This window comes from Shimia fortis, assembly GCF_040225985.1.
Classification (GTDB): domain Bacteria; phylum Pseudomonadota; class Alphaproteobacteria; order Rhodobacterales; family Rhodobacteraceae; genus Shimia.
Window position 1 is genome coordinate 78,603 of the sequence record NZ_JBBPEU010000008.1, and the last position, 13,143, is coordinate 91,745.

Here is a 13,143-nt window from a genome sequence, read left to right on the forward strand (position 1 = left end):
ATGGCCCCTTTTGACACTGTTCTGATCGCCAATCGCGGCGAAATTGCCCTGCGGATCATGGCATCCGCCCGCAAGGCGGGCTTTCGCACGGTCGCGGTTTATTCCGAAGCCGACCGGACCGCCCCCCATGTGCGCATGGCAGATGTAGCTGTCTGCATCGGCCCCGCAACTGCAGCCGAGTCCTATCTGCGAACCGACCGCATTCTTGCCGCCGCGCGCGACACAGGGGCCGGGGCGATCCATCCCGGCTATGGGTTTCTGTCCGAAAACGCGGACTTTGCCCGCGCCGTGACCAAGGCGGGGCTTGTGTTCATCGGGCCCTCGGCTGAAGCCATTGATGTCATGGGCGACAAGGCGCGCGCCAAACGCCTGATGATCGACGCGGGCGTGCCCTGCGTGCCCGGTTATCAGGGCGAGGATCAGTCCGAGGCCCGCTTGCTGTCTGCCGCTGCCGACATCGGTTTTCCCGTCATGGTCAAGGCCGCCGGCGGCGGCGGGGGTAAGGGGATGCGCCTTGTGGCCGAGGCTGCTGACCTGCCCGCCGCCCTGGCCCTTGCGCGATCCGAGGCGCAAAACGCCTTTGGTTCGGACCACCTGATCCTGGAAAAGGCCGTGATCGAACCGCGCCACGTGGAAATTCAGGTGTTCGGCGATACCCTCGGCAATATCATCCATCTCGGCGAACGGGACTGTTCCGTCCAGCGGCGCCATCAGAAGGTCATCGAGGAAGCCCCGTCACCCGCCGTGGACCAAGACCTGCGCGACCGCATGGGCGCCGCCGCCATCGCGGCAGCACGTGCCGTGAACTATTTCGGGGCCGGCACGGTGGAATTTCTGCTCGATACCTCTGGAGAATTCTATTTCCTTGAAATGAACACGCGGCTGCAGGTTGAACATCCGGTGACGGAAATGGTCACAGGGATCGACCTTGTCGCGCTGCAATTGCGTGTGGCTGCCGGCCTGCCGCTGGGCCTGTCGCAAGACGACGTAACGTCCGTCGGGCACGCCATCGAGCTGCGCCTCTACGCCGAAGACCCCGCCGAGGGGTTTCTGCCTTCGGCGGGACCAGTCGCGCTCTGGCTGCCGCCAGAAGGTGCGGGGATCCGTGTCGATGCGGGGATTGAAACTGGCGGAGAGGTGTCGCCATTCTATGATCCGATGGTGGCCAAGGTTGTCGCCCATGGCGCGACGCGGGAAGAGGCCCGCCTGCGCCTGCTGCGCGCAATGCGGGGTGCTGCGCTTTTCGGGCCGGCTAACAACCGCGACTTCCTGATTGATGCCCTGGGGCAGCCGGAATTCGCGGAAGGGGAGGCCACCACCGGATTCATCGCGCGCACCTATGGCGAAAGCTTTTCGGGGGCAGACCGCAGCAGCCTTGGCTATGCCCTTGCCGCGCTTGTGCATCATGGAGTGCGCGCCGAGGTATCCCGCCGCGCCGCACCACGGGTCGCACCCGAATTGCTGAACTGGTCCAGTGCCCAACCGATCCCGGGTGTCGTGACCTATGACCATGACGACGCTCCGCTGACCTGCCGGGTCTTGCCCTTGGGCACGGGGTACGAGGTGCATGTCGGCGACGACCTGCACATGATCGAAACCCTTGATCTGGCTCCCCCGCGTTTTGCCGTAAATGTGAACAGTCAGCGTATCGAGGGCGTGTTCCTGAACACCGGCGCAAGGGGCCTCTGGATCGCTCTGCCGAACCAGAGTTTCTCCGTCACAGACATATCCGGCGCGCCGCGCATGGACGAGGGCGGCGGGCTTGGGTATGTCACCGCACCGATGCACGGTCGCCTGATCGATCTGACCGTGGCCGTCGGAGACCGCGTCGAAAAAGGGCAAAAGCTCGCCGTGTTGGAAGCCATGAAAATGCAACACGAGATTCTGGCCGCCGTTTCGGGCACAGTCACAGAAATTGCCGCCGCAACGGAAATGCAACTGGCTGCGGGCGCCATGATTTTGGAAATTTCGGGGAACACGGAATAAATGCAACAGGCACATGATTTTCTCGACGAAAGCAACGCGCTTCTGTCTCTGGTCGAAACGCTCGACAGTGACGGTCTTGCCGAGGTGACCGCCTTCAAGGGGTGGACGATCGAAAACGTGATCGGGCATCTGCATATCTGGAACCACGCGGCGGACCTGTCCCTGCGCGACGAGGCGGGGTTCTTTGACTTTTTCGCCCCGATTGCTCCCATCCTGAAATCGGGGGGCAGCCTGCGCGATTTTGAAAAGGGCTGGCTGGCCGATCGCGGCCTCGCGGGCCCGGAACTTGTACAGACTTGGGCGGATCTCTTTCGCGCGCTCGCCGCGCGGTTTGCCGAGGCTGATCCATCGGCGCGCGTGAAATGGGCGGGACCGGATATGAGTGTACGGTCTTCCGCTACGGCCCGGCTGATGGAAACCTGGGCGCACGGGCAAGAAATTTATGACGTGCTGGGTCTGGTACGCCAGAACACCGACCGGATCGGCAATATCGTGATGCTGGGGGTCAATACCTTTGGTTGGAGCTTCCGCGTCCATGGGCAGCCCGTGCCCGAAATGATGCCCCATCTGCGCCTGACCGCACCGTCCGGGGCTGTCTGGACCTATGGCGACCCCAGCGACACCGAGGTGATCAAAGGACCCGCCGAGGAATTTTGTCAGGTGGTCACGCAAACCCGTAATGTCGCCGACACCCGCCTTTCGGTCATCGGCCCCGTCGCCACTGCATGGATGGCGCGAGCACAATGCTTTGCCGGGGGTGCCGAAACGCCCCCCGCGCCGGGGACAAGAGGTCTCAAAAGCTGAATGTGACCTGACACAGATCAAGGACGTTGGGGTGAGTCGCCGATAAAGCTATGTTGGAAATACATCAATAAGAGGCCCAATATGTTCCGGCTCGCATTTATTCTGCATCTCTTTATCGGTTCCACCATCGCCGGCAGCGCCATCGTTGTCGCCCTGACCATGGGATATGATACCATGGCACCGATCCTGTGGGCGGCCTTGATCGGGTTCATCGCATCCTTCCCGGTCACCTATCTGGTGACCAAGGCGCTTTACGAACGCGTCTGACCTAGCGGTCAAGCCACGCCTGAACCGACGCAATGAAAGCGCGCGGTTGTTCCGCGTGCAGCCAATGGCCTGCATCGTTCAGCTTTGCAAAGCGCGCCTGCGGAAAGAATTTGCGTATAGTAGGGCGGTACTCGGATTTCATGTAATCCGAGTTCGCCCCCGACAGGAACAGCGTCGGCCCCTCGTATTGGCCGGTGATGTCGGGGAAGCCGATGATCTTGGGCATTTCCGCTTCCAGCACGTCAAGGTTCAGCTTCCATCGTTTCCTCGCCACGTCGAGTGATTGCGTGAAAAAGCTGCGCAAGGCCGGATCATCAACGCTCTCGGCCAGTTGCGCCACCGCGTCCGACCGTTTCTCGACCTGTGACAGGTCCAAATCTCGCATCGACTGGATGTGCCGTGTCTGGTCATGTGCATAAGCAACGGGGGCGATATCAGCGACGATCAGACGGTTCACCAGCTCGGGACGGGTCAGGGCCAGCACCATCGCAGCCTTGCCTCCCATCGAATGGCCCAGCACGTCTATCGGACCGTCCTGCGCTGCGATCACCTCGGCCAGATCACCGGCCATGTCTTCGTAGCTATGGGTGTCAAATCGTGGGCTGTCGCCGTGGTTGCGCTGGTCCACGCTGATCACGCGACGCTCCAATCCCAGCCGTTTGCCTATCGCGCTCCAGTTGCGGCCCGACCCGTAAAGGCCGTGCACGATCATCAGGTCCGGTTTCTCGCTGCGGGTGCCGTATTCGATGTAGTTCAACATGTGGCCCTGATACCCGCCCCCGCGCGCCCTGACTAGACCTGTTGAGCCTTTCTCCGCCGCCGATTAGGGTGGGGGCAGGATGATTGATGCACGCGACATTCAAAAGAAAAATGCCCTCCTGTGCGACCTCGCACGGGAAAAGTTTTCTGTGAAAAGCAGGGATCTTGGGCGCGCCATGCGCAAGATCGGACGACGCATGCCCAAACACATGCACGGCCATGCCGCCATTCTGGTCGAGGCCGAACAGTTCGCGGGCCACCCCAAGCTGCGCATGGCGGTCGACCCGGCCAAGGTCGACAAGGCCTATGCCGCGCTGCACGCCCATTTCGAGACAGTTGATGTCTGGGACCGCCGGAAAGGCACGATCCTGAGCGTGCTGGGCTCAATCTCTCTCGGGCTTCTGACCCTTGCCGCCGCAATCGTCATCGTCCTGCGCTGGCGCGGCTTTATCTGACTGGGCGTCTGCTGTCCGGCCACATCTTTTTCTTGGGAAAAATACCTTGGGGTGAATTGGCCCCGGACCCTGTCCGGGGCCAAGAGGGGCAAGGCCCCTGTCTCCCCTTCCCAAAAAAGAACCGCCGCCCCGGCAAGGGACGGCGGTGAAACTTACAAACCAAAGGGACTTAGAGGTCCGGATAAAGCGGGAAGCGGGCGCAAAGCGCGGCGACCTTGGCCTTGACCGCTTCTTCGACGTCACCGTTGCCTTCTTCACCATTGGCGGCGAGCCCGTCCACAACCTCGACGATCATGTCGGCGATCTGGCGGAATTCTTCCTCTCCAAAGCCGCGTGTGGTGCCGGCGGGTGTACCCAGACGGATGCCCGAGGTGACCATGGGTTTTTCCGGGTCAAACGGAATGCCGTTCTTGTTGCAGGTGATATGCGCACGTCCCAGTGCCTTTTCAGTGGCGTTGCCCTTCACGCCCTTGGGGCGCAGGTCGACCAGCATCACATGGGTGTCGGTGCCACCGGTGACCATGTCGAGACCGCCCTTCATCAACTGGTCCGCCAGCGCCACGGCATTGGCGCGCACCTGTTTCTGATACTCTTTGAACTCAGGACGCAGGGCTTCGCCAAAAGCGACAGCCTTGGCCGCGATCACGTGCATCAGCGGGCCGCCCTGGATGCCGGGGAAGATGGCCGAGTTGACCTTCTTGGCAATCGCCTCGTCATTGGTGAGGATCATGCCGCCGCGCGGGCCGCGCAGGGTCTTGTGCGTGGTGGTGGTGGCCACATCCGCATAGGGGAAGGGCGAGGGGTGTTCGCCTGCAGCGACCAGACCGGCAAAGTGGGCCATGTCCACCATCAGGTAGGCACCCACGCTGTCGGCAATCTCGCGGAACTTGGCAAAGTCGATCTGGCGTGGAATGGCCGAACCGCCGGCGATGATCAGCTTGGGCTGATGTTCGGTCGCAAGCGCCTGCACCTGGTCATAGTCCAGAAGACTGTCCTGCTGGCGCACGCCGTACTGGATGGCATTGAACCATTTTCCCGACTGGTTCGGCTTGGCGCCGTGGGTCAGGTGCCCGCCGGCATCCAGCGACATGCCAAGGATGGTGTCGCCCGGTTGCAGCAGCGCTGTGAACACGCCTTGGTTGGCCTGGCTACCCGAGTTGGGCTGCACATTGGCAAACCCGCAACCGAACAGATCCTTGGCACGGTCGATGGCAAGGTTTTCGGCCACGTCGACATACTGACAGCCGCCATAATAGCGACGCCCAGGATACCCTTCGGCGTATTTGTTGGTCATGACAGACCCCTGCGCTTCCATCACGGCGGCAGAGACGATGTTCTCGGATGCGATCAGTTCGATCTCGTCGCGCTGGCGCCCCAGCTCATCGGTGATCGACCCGAACAGTTCGGGGTCACGGGTGGCGAGGGACTCGGTAAAGAAACCCGGATCGCGTACAGTGGTCATGCTAGATGCTCCAGTCAGAAGGATTGTTGGCCGATTTCCTAAAGGAAACATGTCCGGGGTGAAAGACCAGAAAGCGACGTGACGTCTTGTCATTGCGGCGATGATGACGCAGAGGGTGGACAAGTGTTTCAATAGGAAACACGGTTTAGGGGATTGGAAACAGGAATTCGAGGCGACCCATGCCAGAAAGAATCGCTTTTCTTGCCAGCGATGCGCCTGTGGCGCAAACCGCGCGGGCAGCTTTGGTCAGCCGTTACGGCAATTGTGCCCCGGAAGACTCTGACGTGATCGTGGCGCTGGGGGGGGATGGGTTCATGTTGCAGACCCTGCACGGGACCCAGAGCCTTGATACCCCGGTCTATGGCATGAACCGGGGCACGGTCGGATTCCTGATGAACGCTTACAGCGAAAGCGACCTGCGCGAACGGCTGAACGCGGCCGAGGAAGAGGTTATCAACCCCCTGTCGATGCGGGCGACCTGTCTGGACGACACCGTGCACGAAGCATTGGCGATCAACGAGGTCTCGGTGTTGCGGGCGGGGCCTCAGGCCGCGAAACTGCGGATCACCATTGATGGCCGTCTGCGTCTGGATGAACTGGTCTGTGACGGCGCCCTGATCGCGACGCCTGCCGGGTCAACCGCCTATAACTATTCGGCCCATGGTCCGATCCTGCCGATCGGGTCGGATGTTCTGGCGCTCACGGCGATTGCACCGTTTCGCCCGCGCCGCTGGCGGGGTGCCCTGGTGCCGAAATCCGCCGTGGTCCGCTTCGAGGTGCAAGACCCCGAAAAACGCCCTGTGATGGCGGATGCCGACAGCCGTTCGGTGAACAATGTCGCGGTGGTGGAAATCCGCTCGGAACCGGCGATCAACCACCGCATCCTTTTTGACCCGGGCCACGGCCTGGAAGAGCGCCTGATCCGCGAACAGTTTGTCTGACCCTGCTGCGCCTAATCCAGCGTAAACAGCTCCAGCCGCTCGGCCACGCCGCGCAGACGGTATTGGCCCAGCGACACCAGAGCGGGGCGCGCCAGCAGATGCGGGGCCGCGACGCGGGCTGAGATCACGATGGGCTGGTCCACATGGGCGCACATGCCCGAGAGGCGCGCAGTCGTGTTGACGGCGGGCCCGATCACGGTGAAATCCAGACGGTTGCGCCCGCCGATATTACCATAAGACACATCCCCCGCATGCAGCGCCATGGTGCATCCCGTGACGGGCAGCCCGTCGGCCTTGCGGCGGGTGTTGACCTCTTCCATGCCGGAGCGGATCGCCTCGATCACATCCAGCGCATCGGCCCCGGCCTCGGTCTCGTTCTCGCCTGAAAACACTGCGAGCAGGCCGTCGCCCATGAACTTGAGCACATTGCCGCCCCGCGCCTCGATCCGTTCGACCACCATGCCATAATAATCATTCAGCATCGTAACAAGATCATCGCCCTGCATCGTTTCCGACAGGCGGGTAAAGCCAGAGAGATCGAACATCAGGATCACCGCGCTCATCCGGTCGGTCGTGCCGCGCAGGATCTCGCCGGACATAACGCGTTTGCTGGCATCACTGCCGAGATACGCGCCCAACAGATCCCGCGCCATACGGTAGTTGGCATTCGACTTGAGCGCGAGGCCCAGTGTGGGCAACACCGCGCGCAAGTCTTGAATGTCCTGTTCAAGAAAACCCTCGGGGCGGTCGGTGGTCCAGGACGCCAAGAGACCCATCGTGCCAGCCGTGGGATCCTGAATATTGTTATAGTCATTGCGGGAAAGGTCGGCAAAGCTCAGCTGTTGGGCGAAATAGTCCGTCGCCCCCTGTTGCATCAATTCCTCCATCACGGGAAACCGAAACGGTTGCCGATCGGGCGTGATACGATAGCGGAACTCGGTCTCGTCGCTTTCGACCAGCACCTTCAGGGGGCTGGTATCCCAGCCGTAATGCACATTGGAATCCCGGACATATTCCTCGTGCAGCAGCCCGCTCTGACGTTTCCAGCGATAGGCGAAGCCGCCCACCGTCGGATGTTGCGCGCGCATGCTGAAGTTCACCCGCAACAGCGGCAGGCCCGAAGACACCAGTTTTTCGCAAAACGTCTCGATCAGCGCATCAAAAGGCGTGCCCACCACGCCGGCATGGGTGACCCAGTTGCACAGGGCCGCGATCTCGTCTCTGGGTCTGCTATATGCCACGTGACCTCCCTTGGTGCCCATGTGGATGGCGCATTGTGACATGGTGTGCTGTCGCGCGCCGCCCCGTCAAGGCGTGCCTAGTAAATGCCGATCCAGCGCGCGGACAGATCGGCCTCATGGTCGCGTCCGTAGGCCACAAAACCGACGCTTTCAATGCTCTGCGCTTTTGGGGTGCCGCGTAACAGGCGCCCCGAGGGTTCAAAGGCGCTTAGCGGGATGCGGATCTCTTGCCAGCTTTCGGTCACGTCAAACCCCGCCTGATAATACTGCCACGGCAGCATCGTGCCCGAGGTACGCAGGTGCACGAAATAGCGGGTCGCGTTGCCGCGCACCCGCAGGATCAGACCCGATGTGGTCTCGGGCAGGGGCGTGGTCAGCGGGGTGCGGACCTGGATGAATCCGCCCCTGTTTTCCGTGCTGACATCACCCGTGAGGTGAACAAAGGCTGCGTCGCCTTGACCTTCGACGCGAAAACTGCCGGTGCTGACGCCACCCATGACCTGATCGCTCAGATACTCCCACTGGGATGGCGGCGGGGGGGTGTAGTCTTGCATCGGAGTCTCCGCAGTCGCGGGCAGGGTGAGGGCGGTCAGGACGAAGGCGGCAACAAGTTTACGTATCATGGCCTGAATATATGGCGCCGGACACGCGGGAAAAGGGGCGACCTCAAACCTCGGGCTTGGCCAAACGAAAAAGCCCCGCCAGAAAGCGGGGCTTTTGCAGTCTTGCATCAGGGGAGCTTAGCCTTTGGCATAACCAATTCTTTGCAGCGCCTCGGTGATCTCGTCGAGAATGGCCGGATCGTCGATGGTGGCGGGCATCTTCCACTCGGTGCCATCCGCGATGTTGACCATGGTGCCGCGCAGAATCTTGCCCGAGCGGGTCTTGGGCAGGCGATCCACGACAACGGCCAGTTTGAAGGCGGCGACGGGGCCGATCTTGTCACGCACCAGTTTCACGACTTCCTTGACCACTTCGTCATGGTCGCGGTCGACACCAGCGTTCAGGCAGAGGAAGCCCACGGGCATCTGGCCTTTCAGACTGTCGGCAACCCCGATCACGGCGCATTCTGCGACCTCAGGGTGACCGGCCAGCACCTCTTCCATGGCGCCGGTCGACAGGCGGTGGCCCGCGACGTTGATGACGTCATCGGTCCGCGCCATGATATAGACATAGCCGTCTTCATCCATCATGCCCGCATCGCCGGTTTCATAGTAGCCGGGGAAGGTCGACAGGTAAGATTTCTTGAACCGCTCTTCCGCGTTCCACAGGTTCGGCAACGTGCCCGGGGGCAGGGGCAGCTTGATGGCGATGGCGCCCAGCGTGCCTGCCTCAACCGGATGGCCCGCGTCGTCCAGAATGGTCACTTCGTAGCCGGGCATCGGCACGGTAGGCGAACCGAGCTTGGTTTCCAGCTCTTCAATTCCGATCGGGTTGGCGGCAATTGCCCAGCCGGTTTCCGTCTGCCACCAGTGGTCGACCACCGGCACCTGCAGCTGATCCTGCGCCCAGACGATGGTGTCGGGGTCGGCGCGCTCGCCGGCCAGATAGACCTGCTTCAGGCAGGAGAGATCGTATTTTTTGACGTATTCGCCGGTCGGGTCTTCGCGCTTCACGGCGCGAAAGGCTGTCGGCGCGGTAAAGAACGATTTGACGTTGTGTTCCGAAATCACGCGCCAGAAGGTGCCTGCGTCTGGCGTGCCGACAGGTTTGCCTTCGAACACGATGGTGGTGTTGCCGTGGATCAGCGGACCATAGCAGATATAGGAATGCCCCACGACCCAACCAACGTCCGACGCGGCCCAGAACACATCGCCGGGATCGACGTTGTAGAGGTTTTTCATGGTCCAGTTCAGCGCGACCAACTGACCGGCGGTGTGCCGGATCACGCCCTTGGGTTGGCCCGTCGTGCCCGAGGTATAGAGGATATAGGCGGGGTGGTTGCCTTCGACCGGGACGCATTCCGCCGGTTCCACACCGTACTGGAACCCGTGCCAGTTATAGTCGCGGCCTTCCTCCAGATGCGCGACTTCCTGTTCGCGCTGGAAGATGACGCAAAAGTCGGGCTTGTGTTCGGCCAGATCAATTGCGCCGTCCAGCAGCGGTTTGTAGTGCACCACACGACCGGGTTCGAGACCACAAGAGGCGGCGATGATCGCCTTGGGTTTCGCGTCGTCGATGCGCACAGCCAGTTCGTTTGCGGCAAAGCCCCCGAACACCACAGAGTGCACGGCACCAAGTCGGGCGCAGGCCAGCATCGCCTCAAGAGCCTCGGGGATCATCGGCATATAGATGATGACGCGGTCGCCCTTTTCCACGCCCTTGGCACGCAGTGCGCCCGCCAGTGAGGCGACGCGGTTGCGCAGCTCGATATAGGAAATCGCACGTTTGGTGTGGGTGATGGGTGAGTCATAAATGATTGCGGTCTGTTCCCCACGGCCCGCTTCGACGTGACGGTCAACGGCATTCCAACAGGTATTGACCTTGGCATCGGCAAACCATTCGTAAAGGTTGTCCCCCTTGTCGAACAGTGCCTTGCTCGGGGCGTGGTCCCAGTCGATGGCCTGGGCGGCTTCCATCCAGAATCCTTCCGGATCCTTTTTCCAGCCCTCGTACACGTCTTTATATGTCATGGAATTCTCCTCCAAACTCGTTGCAAAACAGTTACGAGAGCAGGGGGAGATCGGGCAACCTGTTTTCACGACGTAGCGTCAGATTATCGCGGAGAATTTGCAGCTTGCCCCCGAATAGGGGTGCAAATTTTTGCAAACCAGCAGATAAGCGCGCATTCACTGGAAAATTTACCGCTTTTTGCAAATTAGCAAACTTTTAGATTGCAAATAAAAGGGGCGCGAGATTCGCGCCCCTCAGGAAGGTTTTTTCGCTTGGCGCCGCCGCGTCGCTCTTATCCGTAATGTGTCACCGGCGTGCCCGCGATGGCGGCCATATTCAAGAGCCCACGTGCGGTGATTGAGGGGGTCACGATATGTGCCTTGTTTCCCATGCCCATTAGGATCGGTCCAACCTCAAGGCCATCCGCCCGCATTTTGAGGATATTGCGCACACCAGAAGCCGCGTCGGCATGGGCAAAGATCAGGACATTGGCCGCCCCGTCCATCCGCGAATTGGGGAAGATGCGGTCGCGCAACTCGGGGTCAAGCGCCGTGTCGACGTTCATTTCCCCTTCATAGACGAAATCGCGCGGTTCACTGTCCAGAATCGCCAGCGCCTCGCGCAGGCGTTTGCCGGATCCTTCGGCCTGGTTGCCGAATTGCGACTGTGAACACAGCGCGATCCGCGGCTCGATCCCGAAACGGCGCACATGGCGGGCTGCCCCGATCACCGTTTCGGCCAGTTGCGTGGGTGTTGGCAGCGACCAGACATGCGTATCGGCGATAAACAGGGGCCCGTCTTCAAGGATCATCAGGGATAGCGCGCCATGCGGTCTGAGCGAGTCATTGCCCAGCACCTGCGTGACATAGTTGAGGTGCCAGCGGAATTCGCCAAACGTACCACAGATCAGGCTGTCCGCCTCGCCGCGATGCACGGCCACGGCGCCAATCGCGGTGGAATTGGTGCGCATGATGGCTTTTGCGATATCGGGGCTGACGCCGCGCCGCTGCATAATCTCGTGATAGGACGTCCAGTAGTCGCGATAGCGCGGGTCGTTTTCCGGGTTCACCACTTCGAAATGTTCGCCGGGACGTACGTTCAGGCCAAAGCGTTCGCAGCGTGTTTCCATCACCTCGGGGCGACCGATCAGGATCGGGGTCTCGGTGGTTTCCTCGAGCACGGCCTGCGCGGTGCGCAACACGCGTTCATCTTCGCCCTCGGCAAACACGATCCGCCGGTTGGCCGCGCGCGCGGCGGCAAAGACGGGCCGCATAAGCAGGGCGGATTTGAACACCGACTGGTTCAGGCGCTGCACATAGGCGTCCAGATCGTCGATGTGGCGGGTGGCCACGCCGCTTTCCATGGCAGCCTTGGCGACGGCGGCAGAGACAACCCCGACAAGGCGCGGATCAAACGCCTTGGGGATCAGGTAATCCCGCCCGAAGGTCAGTTGTTCATCCTTGTAGGCGGCGGCGGCTTCGGCGCTGGTCGTGGCGCGCGCCAGTTCTGCGATCCCGTCGATACAGGCCAGTTGCATGGCGTCGTTGATCTCGGTCGCGCCCACATCCAGCGCGCCACGGAAGATGAATGGGAAGCACAGCACGTTGTTCACCTGGTTCGGGAAATCGCTGCGCCCGGTGGCCATGATCGCATCTGGGGCCACGGCACGGGCTTCATCCGGCATGATCTCTGGTGTCGGGTTGGCAAGTGCAAAGATGATCGGCTGGCTGGTCATCTTGGCAACCATCTCGGGCTTCAGAACGCCGGGACCCGACAGGCCGAGGAACATGTCCGCGCCTTCGATCACTTCGTCCAGCGTGCGCTTGTCGGTGTCCTGGGCGTATTCTTCTTTCTGAGGTGTCATGTCTTCGGAGCGGCCCTTGTGGACCACGCCCTGAATGTCACACAGCCAGACGTTCTCGCGTTTGACGCCCAACTTCAGCAGCATGTTAAGGCAGGCAATCCCCGCTGCGCCCCCGCCGGTTGAAACGATCTTGATGTCCTCGAATCTTTTGCCGGCCACCCGCAGTGCATTTGTCGCGGCCGCACCTACAACAATCGCGGTCCCGTGCTGGTCGTCGTGGAAGACCGGAATGTTCATCCGTTCGCGGCACAGCTTTTCGACGATGAAACAGTCGGGGGCCTTGATGTCCTCGAGGTTGATCGCGCCGAAGGTCGGGCCAAGCGCACAGACGATATCGGCCAGCTTCTCGGGGTCGCTTTCATCCACCTCGATATCGAAACAGTCGATATTGGCGAATTTCTTGAACAGAACGGCTTTGCCCTCCATCACCGGTTTCGAGGCCAGCGCCCCGATATTGCCAAGACCCAGAACCGCCGAGCCGTTCGACACTACCGCCACAAGGTTGCCCCGCGCGGTATAGCGCGACGCGTTGGTTTCATCTTCCTTGATCTCGATACAGGCTTCCGCGACGCCCGGAGAATAGGCGCGGCTGAGGTCGCGCCCATTGGCCAGCGGCTTGGTCGCGCGGATCTCGAGTTTACCGGGTTTGGGGTTTTCATGATAGAAAAGGGCTGCTTCGCGCAGCGTCTGTTTGGACGTATCAGACATGGTATGACCTTGGTTTGCGAGGTTGGTTTAGCGTTAAACTATT

General features: G+C 61.2%; 11 protein-coding genes. 5 read left to right on the forward strand and 6 right to left on the reverse strand.

The window, feature by feature from the left end; all coding sequences use genetic code 11:
- From WNE31_RS12995 to WNE31_RS13005, 3 genes are all read left to right on the forward strand, one after another.
- Entirely contained in the window at positions 1–1,986 is a 1,986-nt protein-coding gene (locus WNE31_RS12995; protein WP_349980239.1) for an acetyl/propionyl/methylcrotonyl-CoA carboxylase subunit alpha, read from the forward strand.
- Entirely contained in the window at positions 1,987–2,790 is an 804-nt protein-coding gene (locus WNE31_RS13000; RefSeq protein ID WP_349980240.1) for a TIGR03084 family metal-binding protein, read from the forward strand.
- A gap of 81 nt (positions 2,791–2,871) precedes the next feature.
- Positions 2,872–3,057, forward strand: coding sequence for a CTP synthetase (locus WNE31_RS13005; protein ID WP_349980241.1), 186 nt, complete (start codon positions 2,872–2,874; stop codon positions 3,055–3,057).
- A gap of 1 nt (position 3,058) precedes the next feature.
- On the opposite strand, the gene WNE31_RS13010 is transcribed toward WNE31_RS13005, so the two are convergent.
- Positions 3,059–3,817 (reverse strand): alpha/beta fold hydrolase, encoded by a 759-nt coding sequence (locus tag WNE31_RS13010; RefSeq protein WP_349980242.1) that lies wholly within the window; start codon positions 3,815–3,817, stop codon positions 3,059–3,061.
- A 148-nt stretch (positions 3,818–3,965) separates the two neighbouring features.
- On the opposite strand from WNE31_RS13010, the gene WNE31_RS13015 reads away from it, so the two are divergent.
- Positions 3,966–4,271 (forward strand): hypothetical protein, encoded by a 306-nt coding sequence (locus tag WNE31_RS13015; RefSeq protein ID WP_349980243.1) that lies wholly within the window; start codon positions 3,966–3,968, stop codon positions 4,269–4,271.
- 169 nt (positions 4,272–4,440) lie between these two features.
- On the opposite strand, the gene glyA is transcribed toward WNE31_RS13015, so the two are convergent.
- Positions 4,441–5,733 carry a serine hydroxymethyltransferase gene (glyA, locus tag WNE31_RS13020; RefSeq protein ID WP_349980244.1) on the reverse strand — a complete coding sequence of 431 codons (1,293 nt, stop codon included), beginning with the start codon at positions 5,731–5,733 and terminating at the stop codon, positions 4,441–4,443.
- A gap of 179 nt (positions 5,734–5,912) precedes the next feature.
- Here glyA and WNE31_RS13025 point away from each other — a divergent pair, with 179 nt between their 5' ends.
- Positions 5,913–6,674, forward strand: a complete 762-nt coding sequence (locus WNE31_RS13025) for an NAD kinase (protein ID WP_349980245.1) — start codon at positions 5,913–5,915, stop codon at positions 6,672–6,674.
- 11 nt (positions 6,675–6,685) lie between these two features.
- Here WNE31_RS13025 and WNE31_RS13030 read toward each other — a convergent pair whose 3' ends face one another.
- The 4 genes from WNE31_RS13030 to WNE31_RS13045 all read right to left on the reverse strand — a co-directional run bounded on the left by WNE31_RS13030 (position 6,686) and on the right by WNE31_RS13045 (position 13,100).
- Positions 6,686–7,915 (reverse strand): adenylate/guanylate cyclase domain-containing protein, encoded by a 1,230-nt coding sequence (locus tag WNE31_RS13030; protein WP_349980246.1) that lies wholly within the window; start codon positions 7,913–7,915, stop codon positions 6,686–6,688.
- A 77-nt stretch (positions 7,916–7,992) separates the two neighbouring features.
- On the reverse strand, positions 7,993–8,469 hold the full coding sequence (locus tag WNE31_RS13035) for a CIA30 family protein (RefSeq protein WP_349980247.1): 477 nt from the start codon (positions 8,467–8,469) through the stop codon (positions 7,993–7,995).
- 186 nt (positions 8,470–8,655) lie between these two features.
- The gene (gene prpE / locus WNE31_RS13040; RefSeq protein WP_349980248.1) at positions 8,656–10,548 is read right to left on the reverse strand and encodes a propionate-CoA ligase PrpE; all 1,893 of its coding nucleotides are present in this window, start codon (positions 10,546–10,548) and stop codon (positions 8,656–8,658) included.
- Positions 10,549–10,820: 272 nt separating this feature from the next.
- A complete protein-coding gene (locus WNE31_RS13045) occupies positions 10,821–13,100 on the reverse strand; it encodes an NADP-dependent malic enzyme (protein ID WP_349980249.1) in 2,280 nt (759 codons plus the stop codon).
- Positions 13,101–13,143: the final 43 nt, after the last annotated feature.